Below are 23,231 nucleotides of genomic sequence, written 5' to 3' on the forward strand. Positions count from 1 at the left end.
GCCGGGGGGTGTGCGCTGTCGCGCACACCGCCCGGCCTCCTGTGCGACGTGTCCCGGTCGGTCACCGGCACAGAGGCGCCGGACAGGCCCTCAGGCGCCAGGGAGCTCAGCGCTTGAGCAGGAAGGTGAAGTCACCGGAGCGCTTGCCGCTCAGCCGGGCCGCCGAGACGATCTTCCCCTCTTCCGCCAGTCTCTCGACCCCGGCCCGCGAAAGACCGCACCCCTCGGCGATCAGACGGAGCGGCCGGACGGGGATCCGCGCCGCGAAGCGGACCGAGACCTCGAGCACCTCGCGGTCCGCACGATCCGATCCGCCCGTGTCGAGACGCCAGGCGCCGTCCCAGTCGAGGGCGATGCGGTTGCGGCGCCGCACGACCGCGTCCTGGAGCAGTACGGCTGCCAGACCGGCGTCGTTGTCGTGCAGCCGGTCCAGCAGTCCGGAGCGGACGGAGCGCACATGCGCCCGCTCGAAGACCGTGAGCTTCGCCGTCTCCCCGCACCCGGTGCAGAGCATCAGGAGCCAGGCGTCGAGGAGTTTGTGGTTGGCGTTGACGCGGAACTTGCCGTTCGGCCGGAATCGTCCGGACGGGCACGCGTGGCAACGCCGGAGAACGAGTGGCAGGCAGGTGGGAACGACCACCCAGTTGTCGAGCACAGAAGTACACCGTTTTCAGTGAGAGTCCGCAGCAGAAAGCAGCGCGGAGCACAGGTGCGACGCGCGACAGATCAGCACTCGGGGAGGTCTCACACGGTGTACAACGGACGTCCTTTCCTGGGCGGCTCGGTCCGGCAGCACCATAAGGGCGGTCCCCGGTTCCGCTCCACTGGTTTTCCTCGCGGCCGGCGCTCTTGCCGTGACGTCGGTGGACTCGCTGCGGCACAAGGGGGCCGGCCCGCATGGCGCGGGTCGGCCCCCTTGTGCCGCGGGCGCCTTCTCAGCGGCCCTCGACGAGGCTCTTCGGGCGCAGGTCCGTCCAGTGGGTCTCGATGTACTCCATGCACTCCTGGCGGGCGGCCGGCCCGTGGGCGACCGTCCAGCCCGCCGGGACGGCGACGAAGTCCGGCCACAGGCTGTGCTGGCCCTCGGCGTTGACCAGGACGGAGTAGACGCCGTCGGGGTTCTCGAAGGGGTTGGTGCTCATCAGGTGGTTTCCTTCCGTGTGACCAGGGCCTCGAGGGCCCGGAACCAGGTCTGCGCCAGATCCCGGACGGCCTCCTCGGTGAGGAGTTCGCCGGCGTAGGCCCAGTGGGCGCTCAGTTCGGGGCCGCCGGGGCGGTCCTCGGTGAGGGCGTTGAGGGTGAGGGCGTGGGACATCGGCATCCCGGGGTCGGCGTCGAGGTCGGCGGCGTCGCCCTCCGGCGCGTACGACCAGTCGGCGGCCTCGGGGACGTCGAAGCGGCCCATGTAGTTGAACTCGATCTGCGGTTCGGCGAGCCGGGCCAGTTCGGGGCCGGTGACCGGGTTGAGGTGCCGCAGCAGGCCGTGTCCGACGCCGCCCGCCGGCAGGGCGGTCAGGTGCTCGCGGACGCGGGCGACGGCCTCGTCGGGGTCGAGGCCCGCGGGGCCCGGGTCGAGGCGGACGGGGACGACGCTGGTGAACCAGCCGACGGTGCGGGACAGATCGGCGTCTCCCGCTAGTTCCTCCTCGCGGCCGTGGCCTTCGAGGTCGACGAGGACGGCGCTGCCGGGCTGCGCGCCGAGCACCCTGGTCCGCCAGTCGGCGACGGCCCGCGCGAAGGCGGTCAGCAGCACGTCGTTGACGCTCGCGCCGTACGCGGCGGGCACCCGCCCGAGCAGGGGTCCGGTGATGTCGGCGGGCAGGGTCAGCGTCAGGTAGCGGGTGCTCTCCACGGTGTCGCGTTCCGTGTCCAGCGGGCGGGCCAGCGGCAGGCGCGCCCCGTCGGCGAGGACCGAGGCCCAGCGGGGCAGTTCGTCCTCGCGGGCGGGCTCGAGGGCGCGGGCGGCGAGCAGTTCGCTCCAGCGCCGGAAGGAGACGTCCACGGGCGGCAACTGCGGGGGGCGGCCCGCCGCTACGGCCGCCCAGGCGGCCTCCAGGTCGGGAAGGAGGGTGCGCCAGGACACGCCGTCGACCACGAGGTGGTGCAGGAGCAGCAGCAGCCGTCCGGGCTGCCCGGGGCCGGAGTCGAACCACACGGCGCGCACCATGGCGCCGGTGTCCGGGTCGAGTCCGGCCCGCGCGGTGCGGGCGTGGGCGGAGACCGCCTCCCTCAGGCCGGTGTCGTCCATGCCCGCGACATCGGCGCGGGCGAGCCAGGTCGCCACGTCGACGGCGTCCGGGGCGGGTACGCGCAGCGCCCACTGCTCGCCGCGCTCGCCCTCATGGCACGGCCTGGTGCGTGTGCGTTCCAGGCGGGCGCGGAGCATGTCGTGCCGGTCGGCCACGGCGCGCAGGACCGCCAGCAGGCCGTCCTCGTCCAGCGTGGCCGGAGTGCGCAGGAGGGCGGCCTGGTGGTAGCCCCAGATCGGGCCGCCGCGCTCGCGCAGGGCGTGCATGATCGGGGTGAGCGGGACGAGGCCGGTGCCGTCGTCGTGGGCGCGTACGCGTGCGTCGCCTGCGACCGGGACGGCGGCCTCGGCGAGCGAGGCCACGTCGCGGTGCCGGAAGACCTGGCGGGGGGTGATCCGCAGCCCTGCCGCGCGGGCCCGGCTGACGAGTTGCATCGCCACGATGCTGTCGCCGCCGAGGGCGAAGAAGTCGTCGTCGGTGCCGACGGCCGCCGCGGGCAGGCCGAGTACCTCGGCGACGAGGCCGCACAGGGTGCGTTCGGTGGCGTTGACTGGCCTGCGGCCGCCGGTGCCGGCGGTGAAGTCCGGGGCAGGCAGCGCCCCGCGGTCCAGTTTGCCGTTCGGCAGCAGCGGCAGCCGCTCCAGGACGACCACGGCCGCGGGGACCATGTACTCGGGCAGGGTGGCCGCCACGTGGGCGCGCAGCGCGGCGGGGTCGGCCGTCCGGCTTGCGGCGGGGACGACGTAGCCGACGAGCTGCCGGAGGCGGGGCCGGTCCTCGCGGGCGGTCACGACGACCTGTGCGACGGTGCCGTGCGCGGCAAGGGCGGTCTCGACCTCGCCGAGCTCGACCCGGTAGCCGCGGATCTTGACCTGGTCGTCCGAGCGGCCGGCGTACTCCAGATGCCCCTGCTCGGTCCACCGGGCGAGGTCGCCGGTGCGGTACATGCGCGCGCCGGGCGGACCGTAGGGGTCGGCGACGAAGCGCTCGGCCGTCAGGTCCGGTCGGCCAAGGTAGCCGCGGGCCAGCCCGGGGCCGGACAGGTGGAGCTCGCCGGTGGCGCCGGGCGGGACCAGGCGCAGCGACGCGTCGAGGACGTACGCCCGCGTGCCGTGCACCGGGCGGCCGACCACCGGGCGTTCGCTGTCGCGGACCCGCCCGACGAGGGCGTCGACGGTGGCCTCGGTCGGCCCGTACAGGTTGAAGGCCTCGGTGGACTCCAGTGCCGCCAGGCGCGCCCAGAGGGCGTCCGGCACGGCCTCACCGCCGACGCCGACCACGGCGGGCGGGCGGTGGCCGTCCTGGAACAGGCCGGCGTCCGCCATCTGCGCGAGCAGCGAGGGGGTGACCTCGATGAAGTCCAGCTCATCGGCCCGGACGAGGGCGGCGAGCCGCTCCGCGTCGCGGCGCGTCTCGTCGTCCACGAGGTGCAGCGCGTGCCCGTCGAGCAGCCACAGCTGCGGCTGCCATGAGGCGTCGAAGGAGAACGACCAGGCGTGCCCGACCCGCAGCCGGCGGCGGCCCGTCAGCTCCTTGGCGCGGTCGTGGAGGTCGTGGCGGTGGCTGTGGAAGAGGTCGGCGAGGCCGCGGTGGGTGACGACGACGCCCTTGGGACGGCCCGTCGAGCCCGAGGTGTGGATGACGTACGCCGGGTGGTCGGGCTCCGGGGCCTGCGGCTCCGCTTCGGGAAGCCCGTCGAGGGCGTCCAGGTGGAGCACGGGCACGCCCGTGTCCGGCAGCGAAGCGGCGAGTCCGGTCGCGGTGAGGATCAGCCGAGGGCGGGCGTCGGCGAGCATGTCGCGCACACGGTCGGCGGGCAGGTCGGCGTCGATCGGCAGATAGGCGGCGCCCGCCGCCAGGACGGCCAGGATCGCCGTGATGTGGTCGGCGGTACGCGGCAGCGCCAGGGCCACGAACTCCTCGGGGCCCGCGCCCGCACCGGCCAGCACGCGCGCCAGCCTGCCGACACGTGCGGCCAGTTCCGCGAAGGTCCACGTGACGGAGGCGTCGGTGACGGCGACCGCGTCCGGGGAGGCGGCTGCCTGCGCGGTGAACAGGGCGGGGACGGTGCCCTCGCCGGACCGCTGGGGCAGGTCCGTGCCGTTCCAGGTCTCCAGCAGCAGGCGCCGGTCGGCGCCGGTGAGGATGTCGATGCCGCCGACGGGGGTGTCCGGGTCGGCGGCCATCGCGGCAAGGACGGCGAGCATGGCCGACGTGATGCGCCCGGCCGCCGCGGCGGCGATCAGGTCGGGGCGGAACTCGGCGGTCAGACGCAGGCGTTCGGCGGGCTCGACAGCCCACGCGAAGGGGTAGTGGGTGGCGTCGTCGTGCTCGCGCACGCGCAGGCGCAGGCCCGCCTCGTCGGCGTCCTCCGCGACCGGGTAGGACTCGAAGACCATCAGCGTGTCGAAGAGGTCGCCGAGCCCGGCGCCGCGCTGGATGTCGGCGAGGCCCAGGTGCTGGTGCGGCAGCAGCCGTGCCTGCTCGTCCTGCAGCCGGTCCAGGAGGGCGCCGACCGGCTCCCGGTCGCTGAGCCGGACGCGTACCGGCACGGTGTTGATGAACAGGCCGATCATGGCCTCGACGCCGTCCAGCTCCGGTGGCCGGCCCGCGACCGTCGCGCCGAACACCACGTCGTCGCGGCCCGTGAGCCGGGACAGCACGACCGCCCAGGCGGCCTGTACGAGGGTGTTGACGGTGAGCCCGCGGCGGCGGGCGAGCGCGCGGAGCGCCTCCGTCAGCTCCTCCCCGGCCTCAACGGTGCGGGTGTGCGGGACGACCGGGGACCGGCCGGAGTCGGCGGGCGCCAGGCGGGTGGGCTCGTCGAGCCCGGCCAGTGCGGCGGACCAGGCCGCGGCGGCGGCGTCCTTGTCCTGGCGGGACAGCCAGCGCAGGTAGTCGCGGTAGGGGGCGGTGGGGGGCGGCGCGGTCCCGTCGTGGAGGGCGGTGAGTTCCGCCGCCAGCAGCGGCACCGACCAGCCGTCGAGCAGCAGATGCTGGTGCGAGAGGACGAGGCGGTGGTCGCCGTCGCCGGTCCGCGCCAGCAGCAGCCGCAGCAGCGGCGGTTCCGCGGGGTCGAAGCGGCGCCGCTCCTGCAGCAGCAGGCGCTCCCACTCCTCGTCGGGGTCGGTGGCCGTCGTGAGGTCGATGTGCCGCCACGGCAGCGGCGCGGAGCGCGGCACGACGGCCACGGGGCGGCCGGAGGACAGGTGGCGGAAGCCCGCGCGCAGGTTCTCGTGCCGCTCGAGCAGGGCCTGTCCGGCGGCCCGCAGCCGCTCGGGGTCGAGCGCGCCCTCGATGTCGTAGGACACCTGGACGGTGTAGACGTCGGGGTGCTGCTGGTCGCCGGAGTCGAAGGAGGCGCCGGAGTCGAAGGAGGCGTGGAAGAGCAGACCGGTCTGGAGCGGGGTGAGCGGCAGAGGCTCGACGGCCCCGAAACGGGCGAGTTCGGTGCGTTCGGCGTCGGTGAGGTCCGGCAGCGGCACGGCGTCGTCGGCGGTGTCCGGGCGGACGGTGTCCACGGCGACGGCGGCCAGGCCCGCGGGGGTCTTGTGGCGGAAGACGTCGCGGGGGGTGATCGTCAGGCCGGCGGCGCGGGCCCTGACGACGAGCTGCATGGCGACGATGCTGTCCCCGCCCAGCCGGAAGAAGTCGTCGTCCGCACCGACCCGCTCGAGGCCCAGGACGGCGGCGACGAGCTCGCACATGCGCTCCTCGCGGGCGGTGCGCGGCTCGGCCGTCCCGACCTCGGCGGCGAAGTCGGGCGCGGGCAGCGCGGCACGGTCGAGCTTGCCGTTCGGCGTGAGCGGGAGGGCGTCCAAGGCGACGAAGGCGGCGGGCACCATGTGCTCCGGCAGCGCGGCGGCCGTGTGGGCGCGCAGCTCCGCCGGGTCGGGCTGCTGCCGCGGGGTGGGGACGGCGTAGGCCACCAGGCGACCTTCGCGGGGCACGACGACGGCCGAGGCGACCGCGGGGTGCCGGGCCAGGACGGCTTCGATCTCGCCCGGTTCGACGCGGAAGCCGCGCAGCTTGACCTGGTCGTCGACGCGGCCCAGGTACTCCAGCTCGCCGTCGCGGGTCCAGCGGGCGCGGTCGCCGGTGCGGTACATGCGGCTGCCGGGTTCCCCGAAGGGGTCGGCGACGAAACGTTCACCGGTCAGGCCGGGGCGGCCGAGGTAGCCGTGCGCGAGCTGGACCCCGGCGAGGTACAGCTCCCCCGGGACGCCCGGGGGGACCGGGCGCAGCGAGGCGTCCAGCACATAGGCGCGGGTGTTCCACACCGGGCGGCCGATCGGCACCGTGGCCGCGCCCGGCGCGACGCGGTGGGCGGTGACGTCGACGGACGCCTCCGTCGGGCCGTACAGGTTGTGCAGCGCGGCGGCGCCCAGCACCTCGTGGAAGCGGCCGGCCAGCGCGGCGGGCAGCGCCTCGCCGCTGCAGATCACGCGGCGCAGGCCCGTGCAGCCGGCCGCGGCGGGCTCGTCGAGGAAGGCGCGCAGCATCGACGGCACGAAGTGGGCCGTGGTGACGCCGCCGTCCTGGATCAGCCGCGCCAGGTAGGCCGGGTCCTTGTGGCCTTCGGGGCGGGCCACGACCAGTGTCGCGCCGGTGGTCAGCGGCCAGAAGAACTCCCACACCGACACGTCGAAGCTCGACGGCGTCTTCTGCAGCACGCGGTCATCGGCGGTCAGGCCGTAGGCGTCCTGCATCCACAGCAGGCGGTTGGCGATGCCTTCCTGGGGTACGACGACGCCCTTGGGGCGGCCGGTCGAGCCGGAGGTGTAGATGACGTACGCCGGGTGGCGCGGGTCGTACGCCTGCGGGAGCGCGCCGGTGGGGGCGTCCGCCGCCGGAGCGCCGTCGGCGTCGACGGGCAGGCGCGGCGCGCCGGTGTCCGGCAGGGCGACGCCGTCGGTGGTGACCACGCACACCGGGCGGGCGTCGGCGAGCATGAACGCCAGCCGCTCGGCGGGGTATTCGGTGTCCAGCGGGAGGTAGGCGCCGCCCGCGCGGTGCACGGCGAGCAGGGCGACGACCAGGGCCGCCGAGCGCGGCAGGGCGACGGCCACCGTGGACTGCGGCCCGACGCCCGCGCCCGCGAGGACGCGGGCGAGCCGTTCGACCCGGGCGTCCAGCTCCGCGTAGGTGACGGCGGTGTCCTCGACGACCAGCGCGACCGCGGACGGGGTGGCGGCGACTTGGGCGCGGAACAGCTCGGGCAGGGTGCGGACGGGCAGGGCGTGGTGGGTGGCGTTCCACTCCTCCAGCACGCGGGCGCGCTCCTCCTCGCCGAGGACGTCGATCCGGCCGGCCGGCAGCTCCGGCTCGGCCGCGACCTGCTCCAGCAGCCGTTCCATGCGGCGGGCGAGGAGTTCGGCGGTCGGGCGGTCGAAGAGGTCGGCGCTGTACTCGATCCACCCCTGGATGCCGTGGCCTTCGCCCTGCTCGGCGAAGTCGAAGCCGAGGTCGAACTTGGCGGTGCCCTCGGGGAGCGGCTCCGGCCGCACCGCAAGGCCCGGCAGCACGGGCACGCCGGACCGCTCGGCGAGGTGGACGACCATCACCTGGAACAGCGGGTGACGGGCCAGGGAGCGGTCCGGGTTGATCGCTTCGACCAGCCGCTCGAAGGGCAGTTCCTGGTGTTCGTACGCGGCCAGGTCGGCCGTCCGGACGCGGCGCAGCAGCTCCGCGAAGCCCGGGTCGCCGGACAGGTCGGTGCGCAGCACGAGGGAGTTGACGAAGAAGCCGACCACCCCCTCCAGGCGCTCGTCGGCGCGTCCGGAGACGGGCGCGCCGAGCGGGATGTCGTCGCCCGCGCCGAGCCGGTGGAGCAGGGCGGCGACGGCGGCCTGGCAGACCATGAACAGGGTGGCGCCCTCGCGGCGGGCGAGCGCGCGCAGGGCGCGTTCCTGCTCGGGCCGGACGGTGAAGCCCACGGTGCCGCCGGTGTGCGAGGGCTCCTGGGGGCGCGGCCAGTCGGTGGGCAGCGCCAGCTCGACCGGGAGGTCGCGCAGGGTGCGCGTCCAGTGGGCGAGCAGGTCGTCGCCGGAGTGCTCCAGGAGCTCGCGCTGCCAGAGGGTGTAGTCGGCGTAGGTCACCGGCAGCGGCGCCCAGTCGGGGGCGCGGCCGGCGGTGCGTGCGGCGTAGGCGGCGCCGAGGTCGGCGAGCAGGGCCCGGTCGGACCACTCGTCGGTGGCGATGTGGTGCAGGACCAGCAGCAGCACATGCTCGTCCGGACCGGTCGCGGACAGGGCCGCGCGCAGCGGGAGTTCCCGCTCCAGGGCGAAGGGCCGGGCGGCGAGGGCGGACAGCTCACCGGGCGCGGCGGTGCCGAGCGTCACACGCGCCTGCTGCGGGGCGAGCACGTGCTGATGGGGAACGCCGTCCACGGCCGGGAAGACCGTGCGCAGGGCGGGGTGGCGGGCGACGAGGTCGTTCAGCGCGGCTTCCAGCGCGGCGCGGTCGAGGGCGCCGGTCAGGCGCCAGGCTGACGGGAGGTGGTACGAGGGATCGGCGGGGTCGACCTGGTGCAGCAGCCACAGGCGGCGCTGGGCCGAGGACAGCGGCAGCCGCTCGGGCAGGGCGCGGCCCGGGGTCAGGGCCGGACGCTCCTCGGCGCCGGGACCGTCCAGGAGGGCGTCGAGCCGGGCGGCGGTGGGGGCGTCGAACACGGCGCGCGGCGTCACCTCGGCGCCGAGCGCGGTGCGGATGCGGCCGGCCAGGCGCATCGCGAGCAGCGAGTGGCCGCCGAGTGCGAAGAAGTCCTCGTCGACGCCGACCCGGTCCAGCCCCAGCACGGCGGCGAACTCCCCGGCCAGCAGCTCTTCGCGCGGTGTGCGGGGCAGGCGCCCCCCGGCCACCGGTGACAGGTCCGGCGCGGGCAGCGCGGCATGGTCCAGCTTGCCGTTGACGGTGCGCGGCAGGGCCGACAGCGTGACGAACGCCGTGGGCACCATGTGCTCGGGCACGGCGGCGGCGACGTGCGCGCGCAGCGCTGCCGGTTCCAGGGCGTGGCCGGAGACGGGGACGAGGTAGGCGACGAGGCGCGGCACGCTCGGGGTGTCCTCGCGGACGACGACGGCGGCCGCCGACACGCCCGGTGCGGCGGTCAGCACGGACTCGATCTCCCCGGGCTCCACACGGAAGCCGCGGATCTTCACCTGGTCGTCGGTGCGGCCCAGGAAGTGCAGGGCCCCTGCCGCGTCCCGCCGCGCCAGGTCACCGGTGCGGTACATCCGCTCGCCGGGCTCCCCGAAGGGGTCGGCGACGAAGCGCTCGGCCGTCAGGTCCGGCCGGCCCAGGTAGCCGCGGGCCAGGCCCGGTCCCGCGAGGTAGACCTCGCCGGGCACGCCGGGCGGCACCGGGCGCAGCCGCTCGTCGAGGACGTACGCGCGGGTGTTGTCCAGCGGCGCCGCTGACTCGGGGGAGCCGCTGTGCCGCCCGTAGGCGTCGACGGAGCACTCGGTGGGCCCGTACAGGTCGTGCGCCTGGGTGCCGGGGAGCGCGGCCAGCCGCCGCCACAGGGCGGGCGGGGCGGCCTCGCCGCCGACGGTGAGGACGGCGGGCGCGTAACCGCCCGGGGCGAGAAAGCCGTGGTGCGTGAGCTCGGCGAGGTAGGTCGGGGTGAGGTCGACGTAGTCGGCGCCGATCGCTGCCAGGTGCGTGAGGAGCGCGGCCGGGTCGGTCATCGCCGTCTCGTCCACGACGTGCAGTTCGTGCCCGGCGAGCAGCCACAGCAGCGGGTCCCAGGAGGCGTCGAAACCGAACGACGCGGTGTGCGCGGCTTTCAGCACCTCGCGGCCGGTGGCGCGGACGGCCGGCGCGATCATGTCGCGCAGGTGCGCCCCGTAGAGGTTGGACAGGCCCCGGTGGGTGCCGACGACGCCCTTGGGGGTGCCGGTGGAACCGGAGGTGTAGATCGTGTACGCGGCGCCCAGGGCCGGGTATCGGTCCGGATGCGCGAAGCCGGCCCCGGGCTGCGGCCCGTCCGGCAGCAGCACCCGCGCGGTGCCGGGGGCGGCCGGGAGGCGTCCGGCGAGGTCGGCGGTGGTCAGCAGGCAGACCGCACCCGCGTCACGCAGCATGAACTCCAGGCGCTCGGCGGGCAGGGCGCTGTCCAGCGGCAGATAGGCGGCGCCGGAGGCGAGGACGCCGAGGATCGCGGGAACCATGGCGTGCCGCGGCAGCGCGAGGCCGACCACGGCGCCCTCGGCGGCGCCGTGACGGCGCACCAGGGCGGCGAGGGCGGTGACCCGCTCGCCCAGTTCGGCGAAGGTCAGCGCGCCGGAGGCGGTCACCAGGGCGGTGCGCTCCGGGTGCGCCCGGACGGTGTCGGCGAGGATCTCGGGCACCGCGCGGTCCTCCGCGGGATACCGCGCGGTGTCGTTCCAGGTGACGGCGGCGGCCTCGTGCTCGGCGGAGGTGAGCAAATCATACGCGGCCAGCGGGAGGTCGGGACGGGCAGCGGCCTGCCGCAGCAGCAGGACGAGCCGCTCCACGAGCAGGGCGGCCGTGGCCTCGTCGGCGAGGTCGGTGGCGTACTCCAGAAGGAGGGCCGGCGGGCGCCGTTCGCCGTGGTCGACGAAGGTGAAGTCGAGGTCGAACTTGGCCGTACCGGTGTGCGTGTCGTGCCACTCGGTGGGCAGGCCGAGGACGTCGGGGTCGCCGTCGGGGCGGTGGTGGTAGCCGAGCATCACCTGGAACAGCGGGTTGCGGCCGGCCGCGCGCGGCGGGTTCACCGCCTCCACGACCCGGTCGAAGGGCAGGTCCTGGTGCTCGAAGGCCTCCAGAGCCGACTCTCGCACTCGGGCGAGAAGCTGGCGAAAGGTCAGGTCCGTGCCCGACAGGTCGGTGCGCAGCACGAGGGTGTTGACGAAGAAGCCGACGAGGTCGTCCAGGCCGCTGTCGGTGCGGCCGGCGATGGGCGCGCCCAGCGGGATGTCCGTACCCGCGCCGAGCCGGTGGAGCAGCGCGGCGGTCGCGGCCTGGAAGAGCATGAACATGCTCGTGCCGCTCGCCGCGGCCAGCTCCCGCAGTTCCCGGCCCAGGTCGGCCGGGAGCGCGCCGCGCACGACCGCCCCGGAGCCGGTGGGCGCGGCGGGACGCGGCCGGTCCAGCGGCAGCGCCAGTTCCTCGGGCAGGTCGCGCAGCCGCTCGGTCCAGTAGGCGAGCTGTGCGTCGCCGACCGCGCCGAGCAGGCGCTCCTGCCAGAGCGTGTAGTCCGCGTACTGGACCGGCAGCGGCCGCCAGTGGGGGGCGGAGCCCGCGGCACGGGCGGCGTAGGCGCCCGACAGGTCCGCCAGGAAGGGGCGGTCGGACCACTCGTCGGTGGTGATGTGGTGCAGCACGACGGCCACCACGTGGTCGTCGGCGCCGACCCGGAACACCTCGCACCGCAGGGGCAGTTGCCGCGCCAGGTCGAAGGGGCGCCGCTGGGCGGCCTCGATGAGCCCCGCGAGGTCGGCCTCGGCGCAGTCGGCGACGGTGAACGCGGGCACGGCGTCGCCGGCGGGGACGATCCGCTGGTACGGCTCGCCCTCCGCCTCCCCGACGAGGGTGCGCAGCGCCTCGTGGCGGCCCGCGACGTCGGCCAGGGCCTGGCGGAGCGCGTCGGTGTCAAGGGCGCCACGCAGCCGGAAGACGAGCGGGAAGGTGTAGGCGGCGCCACCGCCGGTGAGGCGTTCCACGAGCCACAGGCGGCGCTGCGCGGCGGACAGCGGCACGTGCCCGGACCGTTCGGCGGCCGCGGTGAGCGCGGGACGGGCGGTCCTGGCCGGGTCCGCGCGGTCCGCGAGGCGGGCGGGCGTCGGGGCCTCGAACAGGTCGCGGACGGCGAGTTCGGCGCCGAGCTCGGCGCGGGCCCGGCTGACCAGGCGGGTGGCGAGCAGCGAGTGGCCGCCGAGGTCGAAGAAGTCGTCCTCGGCGCCCACCGACGCCAGTCCGAGCACCTCGGCGAACAGGCGGCACAGCACCTCTTCCCGGGGGGTGCACGGCCCGCGCCCGCCGCCGAGGGCCCCGGCCGGCTCGGCGTCGGGCAGCGCCCGCACGTCGAGCTTGCCGTTGGCGTTCATCGGCAGCCGCTCGACGGTGACGAAGGCCGAGGGGACCATGTACTCGGGCAGGACGCGCTTGAGGTCCTCGCGCAGCACGCGGACGAGGGCGCTCGCGTCGCGGGCCGCCGCCGGGTCGTTGGTGTACGGGGCGCTGCCGCCGCCCGGCCGGTACAGCCCGGCGGTGGTCCCCGTGGTGCCGGAGGGCACGAACACGGCCTCGTAGGTGCCCGTCTCCGCGCCCCAGGTGGTGAGCACGCGGTAGCCGAGACCGGCGCCCAGGTCGTGCAGGGCCTCCGGGTCGACGCCGTCGGGCCGCAGCCGGCCGTCCGGCACGCCGGTGACGCGCAGCCGCTCCGGCCGCTCTTCACGCAGCCGGTCGGGCAGACCGGGCGACCATGCCGCCTCGGGCTCGTCGCCGAGCCGGAGAGCTGGCTCTCCGCGGTAGAGCACGGCGTCATAGCGGTGCCGGGTCAGCTCGTTGTGGTGGCGTCCGCGCTTGGTGCGCAGGTCGAGGCCGTAGCCGAGGCCCGCGAAGAAGTCCGGATCCACCAGGAGTTCCTTCTCCAGGCGCAGGCCGCGCTCCACGGCCCGCTCGAGCTCCGCGCCGGCGGCGCCGCGGGCGCGCTGGATCTCGGTGTGGAAGGTGCGGGCGAGCCGCAGATTGCGGACGTCGCCGACGAAGAGCGCGCCACCGGGGGCGAGCAGGTCCATGGCGCCGCGCAGGACCGTCTCCAGGTAGGCAGCGCTCGGGAAGTACTGGATCACGGAGTTGACGACGACGGTGTCGAAGGAGCCGGTGGGCAGCCCCTCCAGGTCGTCGGCGGGGCGGCAGCGCAGCTCGACCTTGGCGGCGAGGTCCGGGGCGCGCCGCAGCTCCTCGCCGATCTTGCGGATGACGGGGGCGGCGAAGTCGGTCGCCCAGTACGCCTCGGCGTCCGGCGCCAGCCGGGACAGCAGCAGGCCGGAGCCGACGCCGATCTCCAGGATGCGGCGCGGGCGCAGTTCGCGGATGCGGGCGACGGTGGCCTCGCGCCATGCGTGCATCTCGTCGAAGGGGATGGGCCGCCCGTCGTAGGAGCTGTCCCAGCCCGCGTACTCCTCGGTGAGGACGGCGGTGGAGATCTCCTCGTACTCGTCGCAGTAGATCTCCTGCCATTCGCCGACCTGGGCGTGCTCGGTCATGGCGCGTTCGGCGGCGCCGGCGGGGGCGGGTACGACGTAGCCGGTCAGCCGGTCGTCGCGGACGACGACGGCGGCCTGGGCGACGCGCGGGTGGCGGCTGAGGGCGCTCTCGATCTCGCCGGGCTCGACGCGGTGGCCGCGGATCTTGACCTGGTCGTCGGTGCGGCCGAGGAAGTCCAGGTTGCCCTCCGGGCCCCGCCGCACCAGGTCGCCGGTGCGGTACATCCGCTCGCCGGGCTCGCCGAAGGGGTCGGCGACGAAGCGCTCGGCCGTGAGCCCCGGCCGGTCGAGGTAGCCGCGGGCCAGGCCGATGCCCGCGATGTACAGCTCGCCGGGGACGCCGTCCGGCACCGGGCGCAGCCAGGAGTCGAGGATGTGGGCGCGGGTGCCGCGGATGGGGCGGCCGACGGTGGGGGTCGCGCTGTCGCGGGTGCCGCCGCCGAGGGTGTTGATGGTGTACTCGGTCGGGCCGTACAGGTTGTAGCCGTAGGTGCCCTCCGTGTCGCGCAGCCGCGTCCAGACCGTCTCGGGGACGGCCTCGCCGCCGAGCAGCACCAGCGGCGGGACGTGCCCTTCGAGCAGCCCCTCCTCGATGAGCAGCCGGGCGTAGGTCGGCGTGACGTTGACGACGTCGATGCGGTGCCGCTCGCAGTAGGCGGTCAGGGCCTGCGCGTCACGCCGCAACTCCTCGTCGCAGACGTGCACTTCGTGGCCCTCGACGAGCCATAGCAGCTCCTCCCAGGACATGTCGAAGGCGAAGGAGACGGTGTGCGCGACTCGCAGCCGCCGCCCGCCCGCCGACGCGATCGCCGGGGCGAAGATCTCCTTCTGGTGGTTGAGCCGCATGTTCGTCAGTCCCCGGTAGGGGGTGACGACGCCCTTGGGGCGGCCGGTGGAGCCGGAGGTGTAGATGACGTACGCCGGGTGCTCCAGGCTGAACTCGACCTCGACCGGGGCGTCGGAGAGTCCGGTGAGTTCGGCGGCGACGGCCGGGTCGTCGAGGAGCAGGCGCTGCGTGCCGGCGTCCAGGGTCGCCGAGACGGCGGCGTTCGTCAGCAGCAGCAGCGGCCGGGCGTCCTCCAGCATCAGGGAGAGCCGGCCGGCCGGGTGGTCGAGCTCCAGCGGCAGGTAGGCCGCGCCGGTGCGCAGCACCGCGAAGAGGGCGACGACCATCTCGGCGGAACGCGGCAGACCGAGCGCGACGACCTTCTCCGGGCCCGCGCCGCGGGCGAGCAGCAGCCGGGCCGTGCGGTTCACGGCCGCGTCGAGTTCGGCGTAGGTGAGGGTGCGCTCGCCGAAGACGAGGGCGGTGGCGTCCGGTGTGCGGGCCGCCTGCGCGGCGAGGAGGTCGGCGATGGTCTCGGTCGGCGCGGGCACGCGGCTGCCGGTCCACTCCCGCCGCAGGGCGGCGCGCTCGGCGGGCAGCAGCGGGTCGAGCCGGCCGACGGGCGCGGTCAGGTCCGCCGCCATGCGCTCCAGCAGCAGGGTGAAGCGGTCCAGCAGGGCGCGGGCGGCGTCGTGCGGGACGACGTCGGGGCGGTGGGCGAGGGTGACCCGGACGCGCCGCCCGGGGGTCACGATCAGGTTGACGGGGTAATGGGTGGCGTCGACGTTGGCGACGGCGGTGGCGCCGTGCTCGGTGCGCAGCCGCTCCAGTCGGTCCTCGGTGTCGTTGTCACGCAGCACGAAGAGGGTGTCGAACAGCCTGCGGTGGCCGCTCTCGGCCTGCAGCACGCCGAGGCCCAGGTACTCGTACGGCATGAGCTCCAGGCGCTCGCCCTGCAGACGCCGCAGCAGGTCGAGGACGGGCTCCGCCGGCTCCAGGCGGACGCGGGCGGGCACGGTGTTGAGGAACATGCCGATGATCTGCCCCACGCCCGGCACCTCGGCCGGCCGGCCGGCGACGGTGGTGCCGAACACCACGTCGGTGCGGCCGGTCGCGGAGGCCAGGCTCAGGCCCCAGGCGGCGTTGAGCACCGTGTTGAGGGTCAGGCCGTGGGCACGGGCCTGCTCGCGGACGCGGTCGCCGAGCTCCGCGGGGAGCAGAGTGTCCAACTGCTCGGGTACGACAGGTTGCAGGCCCGCGTCAGCCGCGGCCGGCACCAGCAGGGTGGGCTCCTCCAGGCCCGTCAGCGCGGCACGCCAGGCGGCGGTCGCGGCGGCGTCGTCCTGGGTGCCGAGCCAGGCCAGGTAGTCCCCGTAGGAGACCGGGCGCGGCAGGCCGGTGTCGTCGCCGCCGCCCGTGTAGAGGGCGAAGAGCTGGTCGAGCAGGAGCCAGGCGGACCAGCCGTCCCACAGGACCAGGTGGCGGCCGATGACGAGGCGGTCGCCGAGTTCCGCGCCGCGGCGCACGAGCAGCATGCGGAACAGGGGCGGCGCGGACAGGTCGAAGCGGCGGACGCGCTGCTCGTCCATCAGGTCGCGCAGCCGCGCCTCCTGCTCGGCGGCGGGCAGCCCCGACAGGTCGACCGTCTCCAGCGGCACTTCGGGCTCGGCGACGACGAACTGCACCGGCCGGCGCAGCCCGTCGCTGGTGAACCCGGCGCGCAGGGCGGGGTTGCGGTCGAGCAGGGTGCGGGCGGCGGCGCGCAGCCGGTCCTCGTCCAGGCGCTCGGCGAAGTCGAAGGACTCGTGGACGGTGTAGACGTCCAGGGCGCCGTCGTCGTACGCGGAGTGGAAGAACAGGCCCTCCTGGAGCGGGGCGAGCGGCCAGATCTCGGCGACCGCTTCCCCGGCGGCGCGGTGGACGCGCTCGGTCTCCTCGGGCGTCAGCGGAGGACGGGCGGGCCCGGTGCGGTCGGCCGGGGCGGCGCCGGTGGCGCGGGCGGCCCGGGCGAGGGCGGCGGGGGTGCGGTGCTCGAAGACGTCGCGCGGGGTCAGCTGGAGACCGGCGGCGCGGGCGCGGCCGGCCACGCCGATGGAGCTGATGCTGTCACCGCCGAGGAGGAAGAAGTCGTCGTCGGGGCCGGCGTCCGGCAGCCCGAGGACGGCCGCGAAGACCTCCGTCAGGGTCCGCTCGCGGTCGGTGCTGGGGGCGCGGGCCGGGGCGCGCTCGGCCTCGGGGGTGGGCAGCGCGGCCCGGTCGAGCTTGCCGCTGGGGGTCAGCGGAAGCGCGTCCAGCACGACGACGGCGTCGGGGACTTGCGGCGCGGGAAGCACGCCGGCCACGGCGGCGCGCAGGGCGCCGGTGTCGGGGCGGGCCGCGCGCGCCGGGACGACGTACGCGACGAGGCGCTGCCCGCGCACCGTCACCGCGGCCTGGGCGACCTCGGGGAGCCGTACGAGGGCGGCCTCGGTCTCGCCGGGTTCGACGCGGTTGCCGCGCAGCTTGACCTGGCGGTCGGTGCGGCCCAGGTATTCCACGGCGCCGTCGGTTCCACGCCGCACCAGGTCGCCGGTGCGGTACATGCGGCTGCCGGGGGCGCCGTACGGGTCGGCGACGAAGCGCTCGGCGGTGAGCGCGAAGCGTCCGTGGTAGCCGCGGGCGAGCTGCGCACCCGTCAGATAGAGCTCGCCGGGCACGCCGTGCGGCACAGGGCGCAGGCAGGCGTCCAGCACCCGCAGGCCCGTGTTCCATACCGGGCGGCCGATGGGGACAGTGGTGTCCGGGACGCCGTCGAAGGGGTGGTGGGTGACGTCGACGGCGGCCTCGGTGGGGCCGTAGAGGTTGTGCAGCGGCACTCCGGTGAGCGCCTGCCAGCGCGCGGCAGCACTGCCCGGCAGGGCCTCCCCGCTGGTCAGGACACGGCGCAGGCTCGCCGCCCACGACGCGTCGGCGATCACCTCCGGGGTGGCGAGGAACGCCTCCAGCATGGAGGGCACGAAGTGCAGGGTGGTGATCCGCTGGTCGCGGACGAGCCCGGCGAGGTAGGCGGGGTCGCGGTGCCCGTCGGGCCGGGAGAGGACGACGGCGGCGCCCTCGCACAGCGGCCAGAAGAACTCCCACACGCTGACGTCGAAGCTCGACGGGGTCTTCTGCAGGACGCGGTCGTCGGTCGTCAGGCCGTGGGCGCTTTGGGCCCAGGCGAGGCGGTTGACGATGGCGCGGTGGGTGACGACGACGCCCTTGGGGCGGCCGGTGGAGCCGGAGGTGTAGATCAGGTACGCCGGGTGCTCCGGCCCGGCCGCCTCGTCCGCGGAGGTCTGCGTGCGCTCCTCCGCGGTGTCTTCGGGGGCGTCTTCGGCGGGGGCGTCGACCAGCAGCGGCGTCAGGCCCTCCACCGCGGGCAGCCGGGGCCCGTCGGCCGCCGTGGTGACGACGACGGTCGCGCCGGAGTCGGCGAGCATGTAGGCGACGCGTTCGGCCGGGTAGTCCAGGTCGACGGGCAGATACACCGCGCCGGACTTGAGGACGCCGAGCAGCGCCACCATCAGCTCGGCGGAGCGCGGCACGGCGACGGCGACGATGCGCTCGGGGCCGGCGCCGCGGGTGCGCAGCCGTGCGGCCAGCGCCTCGGCGCGCGCGTCGAGTTCGGCGTACGTCAGGGTGGTGCCGTCGTACACGACGGCGGCGGCACCGGGCGTGCGGGCGGTCTGCGCGGCGATGGCGGCGGGCAGGGTGGTGGCGGGGACGTCGCGGACGGCGCCTTCGATGTGGGCGGTGTCGTGCTCGCGTGGGCTGAGCAGATCCACGGAGGCCACCGGGCGGCCCGGGTCGTCGGCGACCGCCTCCAGCAGCAGCAGCAGCCGGCCACCGAGGGCGCGGACGGCGCCGGCGTCGATCCTGCGCGCGTGGTGCTTGAGCCTCAGGTCCAGCCGGCGGCCGGGCTTGACGATGAGCGCGAGCGGATAGTGCACGGTGTCGTGGAAGGCGTGCCCGGTGACGCGCACGGTGCCCGAGGCGTCGGCGAGGCCGGTCGCGGAGGGGTAGTTCTCGACGACGACGAGGGTGTCGAAGAGTTCGCCGCCACCCGCGTGCCCGGCGGCGCGCTGGATCTCGGCGAGGCCGAGGTGCTGGTGGCCCAGCAGGGCGCTCTGGTCGTCCTGCAGCCGGCGCAGCAGCGTGCCGAGGCCGGCGGACGGAGTCCACACGAGCCGGGTCGGCAGGGTGTTGATGAACAGGCCCACCATGGAGTCGACGCCGTCGACGGCGACGTCGCGTCCGGAGACGGTGGTGCCGAACACGACGTCCTGCTGCCCGGTCAGCCGGCCAAGCAGCAGGCCCCATGCGCCCTGCACCACGGTGCCGAGAGTGACGCCGAGTTCCCGGGCGCGGGCCGCGAGGCGGGCGGTGAGGCGCTCGGAGAGCTCGACGCGGATCTGCGCGGGCTCGATCGGGCCGCCGTCGGCGGGCGTGTCCACCAGGCGGGTCGGGCCCTCGACGCCGGCGAGCGCGGTGCGCCACGCGGCGCGGGCGGCGTCCCGGTCGGCGGCGGCGACGCGGCGCAGGTAGGCGGCGAGGGCCGGCGCCTCGGGAAGGGGCGCCGGGTCGGGGGCGTACAGGGCCATCAGCTCGCGGTGCAGGACCGGCAGGGACCAGCCGTCGGCGATGATGTGATGGAAGGTCAGCAGCAGGCGGCTGCGGTCCGCGCCGAGCCGGACGAGGGCGCACCGCAGCAGGGGCGGCCGCGCGAGGTCGAAGGGGCGGCCCCGCTCGTCGGCGGCGACAGCGTCCGCGAGGCCGCGCCGGACGGCATCGGCCTGTGCGGACAGGTCGACCTCTCGCCAGGGCAGCACGGTGCCGCTGGTGACGAGCTGGACGGGCCGGCCGTCCGGGAGCTGGCGGAAGCAGGCGCGCAGCGACCCGTGCCGCTCCAGAAGCCGCTCCATGGCACGGCGCAGGGCGGCGCCGTCGACGGGACCCGACAGCTCGACGGCCTGCTGGACGACGTAGGCGTCACGGTCGGCGCCGTCGAGGAGGGCATGGAAGAAGAAGCCCTCCTGCAGCGGGCCGAGCGGCAGGACCTCGTCGACGGTGACCGCGGACTCTCCCCCCAGCGAGGTGAGTTCGTTCTGCGTGAGGGTCATCAGGGGCTCGTCCGGAGCTCCGTCGAGGCCGTCGTCCGGACCGCCTCTCTGGGCGACCTCGGCGAGCGCGGCGACGGTGCGGTGCCGGAAGACGTCGCGCGGGGTGAGGCGCAGGCCGGCGCGGCGGGCGAGCACGAGCAACTGGATCGCCACGATGCTGTCGCCGCCGAGGGCGAAGAAGTCGTCGTCGACCGTGACGGTCCGCACGCCGAGGGCCTGCGCGTACAGGGCGCAGAGCAGTTCCTCGCGGGCGTCGCGCGGGGCGCGGCCAGAGCTGAGGGCGGCGTAGTCGGGGACGGGCAGCGCGGCGCCGTCGAGCTTGCCGCTGGGCGTCACGGGCAAGCGCTCCAGGGGCACGAGGGCCGCGGGGACCATGTACTCGGGCAGCAACTCGGCGGCGTGCGCGCGCAGGGTGCGCATCAGTGCGGTGACGTCGCGGAAGGGCGCGGGCCGGTTGGCGAGCGGGCGGCCGCCGCCGGGCCGGTACAGCGGGCCGGGGTCGGCGCCCTCGGGGACGAACACGGCGTCGAGGCTTCCGTCGTCGGCGTCGCCGGTCCACGTCAGGGCGGCGGACATGCCGTGCCGCGCGGCGAGTTCGTGCAGGGACTCAGGATCGACACGGTCGACTCCGCCGTCGGCGCCGGGGCGGCTGCTGTCGTCGAGTGCGGCGAGGGTCTCGAGGTCCTCGGTGAGCCGGGCGTTGGGAACGGCGGTGACGCGCAGCCGCCGCGGGCGGGAGGCGAGCCGGGCGGCGAGGGCGTCCGCTCCGCCGAGGGCGGCCCAGGCGATCTCCTCGCCCGCGTCGGCAGCGGTGTCCGCCGCCGGGCGCAGGACGACGTCGTAACGGTAGCGGGTCAACTCGTTCTGGCGGGTGCCGCGCTTGATCCGCACCTGCGCGGTGAGGCCGTCGAGGCCCGCGAACCAGTCGGGGTCGAGAAGGAGTTCGCCCTCCCATGCCACCGAGCGGTCGACGGCGGCGCGCAGCCCCTCCTTGTCGCCGGAGTCGGCAGCGGAGACGCCGGAGGCGACACGGCGGCTCTCCACGGCCGCGCGCAGGGTGCGCAGCAGCCGCAGGTTGCGCACGTCGCCGACGAAGAGGGCGCCGCCGGGCGCGAGCAGCGCGGCGGCCTTGCGCAGCACGTCCTCGAGGTAGTCCACGCTCGGGAAGTACTGGGCGACGGAGTTGACGACGACGACGTCGAAGAAGCCCTCCGGCAGCCCGGCGGTGTCGTGCGCGGGGCGGGCCTGGAGCTCCACACGCCCGGCGAGTTCCGGTACGTCGCGGATCTGCTCGCGCAGGGCGGCGACAGCCTCCTCCGAGACGTCCGTGCCCCAGTACGTCTCGCGGCCGGGCGCCAGGCGGGACAGCAGCAGGCCGCTGCCGACGCCGATCTCCAGGACCCGGCGCGGGGCGAGCGCGGCGATGCGGTCGACGGTGGCCGCCCGCCACTCGCGCAGGTCCTCGAGGGGGATGGGCAGCCCGTCGTACATGCTGTTCCAACCCGCGAAGTTCTCCTGGAAGCCCTCGGAGCCCGCGGCGGAGTAGAGGAGTTCGTGCAGGTCCTTCCACTCGCCGACCTCGGCCTCGCCGTCGAGCGAGGGCACGACGTAGGCGGCCAGCCGCCGGTCGCCGGGCCGGTCCTCGCGGACGACGACGGCCGCCTGGGCGACGGCGGGGTGGGCGCGCAGCACGGACTCGATCTCGCCGGGTTCGATGCGGAAGCCGCGGATCTTGACCTGGCTGTCGACGCGGCCGAGGAACTCCAGCCGCCCGTCGGACCTCCAGCGCACGAGGTCGCCGGTGCGGTACAGCCGCTCCCCCGGCGCGCCGAAGGGATCGGCGACGAAGCGTTCGGCCGTCAGGCCGGGCCGCCCGAGGTAGCCGCGGGCGAGCCCGGCGCCGCCGAGGTAGAGCTCTCCCGCGACACCGGCGGGCACCGGCCGCAGCCGGGCGTCGAGCACATAGGCGCGGGTGCCGGGGTCGGGCACGCCGATGGGCACGATGGCGCCGGCCGGGGTGTCGGGATCGCACAGGCCGAGGGTGGAGTTGGTGGTCGCCTCGGTCGGGCCGTAGGCGTTGAACATCATGCGCCCGCGCGCGTAGCGGCCGACGAGTTCGGGTGAGACGCGCTCGGTGCCGGCGAGCAGCGTCGCCTTCTCGGGCAGGTGCACGCCGTCGGGCAGGGCGGCGAGCAGCGCGGGCGGCAGGATCATGAAGGTGATGCCATGGGCGAGCGCGTAGTCGGCGAGCGGCGGCCCGGGGACACGCCGCTGCGAGGGTACGACGACGAGCCGTCCGCCGGAGAGCAGGCCGAGGCACAGGTCCCAGAAGGCCACGTCGAAGCTCGGGGAGGCGAACTGCAGCACCCTGCTGTGCGGGCCGATGCCGAAGCGCTCGCTCTGGGTGGCGACGAGCTTCGCGACGCCGGCGTGGGTGAGGACGACGCCCTTGGGCCGGCCGGTGGAGCCTGAGGTGTAGATGACGTAGGCGGCGTTCGCCGGCGTCAGCCGCCCGTCGAGGTCGGGGGCGTGGTCCGGCAGCCCGGCGAGCTCGGCGGCGGTGCCGGGGGCGTCCAGGACGACGGTGGGGACCTCGCCGGGGAGGTCGGCGGCGGCCTCGGAGGTGGTGAGGAGGCAGACCGGCGCGGCGTCGGCGAGCATGTAGCCGACGCGGTCGGCCGGGTAGTCGGTGTCCACCGGCAGGTAGGCGGCGCCGGACTTGAGCACGGCCACCTCGGCGACGATGAGCTCGGCCGAACGCGGCACCGCGAGCGCCACCACCGTCTCGGGTCCGGCGCCCCGGGCGATCAGGGCGTGGGCCAGACGGTTGGCGCGGGCGTCGAGTTCGGCGTAGGTCAGCCGGGCGTCCTCGAAGACGAGGGCGGTCGCCTCGGGCCGGGCGCGGACCTGCGCGGCGAACATCTGCGGCCAGGTGGCGAGCGGAACGTCGTGGGCGGTGTCGTTCCACTCGCGCAGGAGGCGGTGCCGCTCGTCGTCGTCCAGCAGTTCGAGGTCGCCGACGGCGCGGCCGGGGCGCGCGACGGCGTCGGCGAGCAGGGTGGCGTAGTGGCCGAGGATCCGGTCGACGGTCGCGGCCTCGAAGAGGTCGCGGCGGTAGGCGGCGTGGACCTCGCCGGGGGTCACCCGCAGCTCGAGGTCGAGGGGGCCGCCGGCCCAGTCCCCGGCGGCGAAGCCGGTGGCGCAGAGCAGTCCGCCGCCGCGGGTGACCGCGGCGGCCGCCTCTCCCCCCTGGCGCGCGCCCAGTTCGGCGGCGAGGGCGGTGGCGGGGACGCGGTGGGCGCGGGCCTGCTCCGCGGCGCCGGCCACCCGCGCGGTGAGGTCGGCGAAGGTGGTGTCCGCGGTGAGGGCGACGCGCAGCGGCAGCCCGTCGTGCGCGAGGAGCAGGTCGGTGGCGCCGCCGCCGTAGTGGTGGAGCAGGGCGACATACGCCGCGAGGTGCTCCGCCTCCCCCGCCCCGGCGCCGGGCAGGACGCGGGAGCGGGTGCGGACGGCGGCCGGTTCCCCGGAACGCTGCGGATACGGGCGGTCGAGGGGGAGGACGGTCTCCTGTGCGAGCGGAATAAGCCGTTCGCGCCAGAAGTCCCTTGCCTTCGCCATCAGTTCTTCGTTACCCGACACAGGTGCCCGTGCCTCCCCAGACGTGCGGAACCGACTCGGCCGAGCCGTGACCGCCCGCCATACTAAGGTAAGCATTACCTAACTCGATAGCCCTTCCCGCGGGGCACACACACAACCCGCGGCCTTAGGGTTAAGGTATGCC

Annotated in this window: 3 protein-coding genes; all 3 read right to left on the minus strand. The window is 75.4% G+C overall.

Annotated elements, in window-relative coordinates; genetic code table 11:
• Positions 1-106: 106 nt before the first annotated feature.
• The 3 genes from ACRWND_RS16270 to ACRWND_RS16280 all read right to left on the minus strand — a co-directional run bounded on the left by ACRWND_RS16270 (position 107) and on the right by ACRWND_RS16280 (position 23,068).
• Entirely contained in the window at positions 107-655 is a 549-nt protein-coding gene (locus ACRWND_RS16270; RefSeq protein ID WP_431949858.1) for a DUF1062 domain-containing protein, read from the minus strand.
• Between the two features lie 280 nt (positions 656-935).
• Positions 936-1,142: an MbtH family protein gene (locus ACRWND_RS16275; RefSeq protein ID WP_431949860.1), complete on the minus strand. Its 207-nt coding sequence runs from the start codon at positions 1,140-1,142 to the stop codon at positions 936-938.
• The gene (locus ACRWND_RS16280; RefSeq protein ID WP_431949862.1) at positions 1,142-23,068 is read right to left on the minus strand and encodes a non-ribosomal peptide synthase/polyketide synthase; all 21,927 of its coding nucleotides are present in this window, start codon (positions 23,066-23,068) and stop codon (positions 1,142-1,144) included. Before ACRWND_RS16280 ends, ACRWND_RS16275 begins: the two co-directional genes overlap by 1 nt.
• Positions 23,069-23,231 lie beyond the last annotated feature (163 nt).

It is taken from the genome of Actinacidiphila sp. bgisy167 (assembly GCF_965342175.1).
In the GTDB taxonomy this organism is placed as follows: Bacteria; Actinomycetota; Actinomycetes; order Streptomycetales; family Streptomycetaceae; genus Actinacidiphila.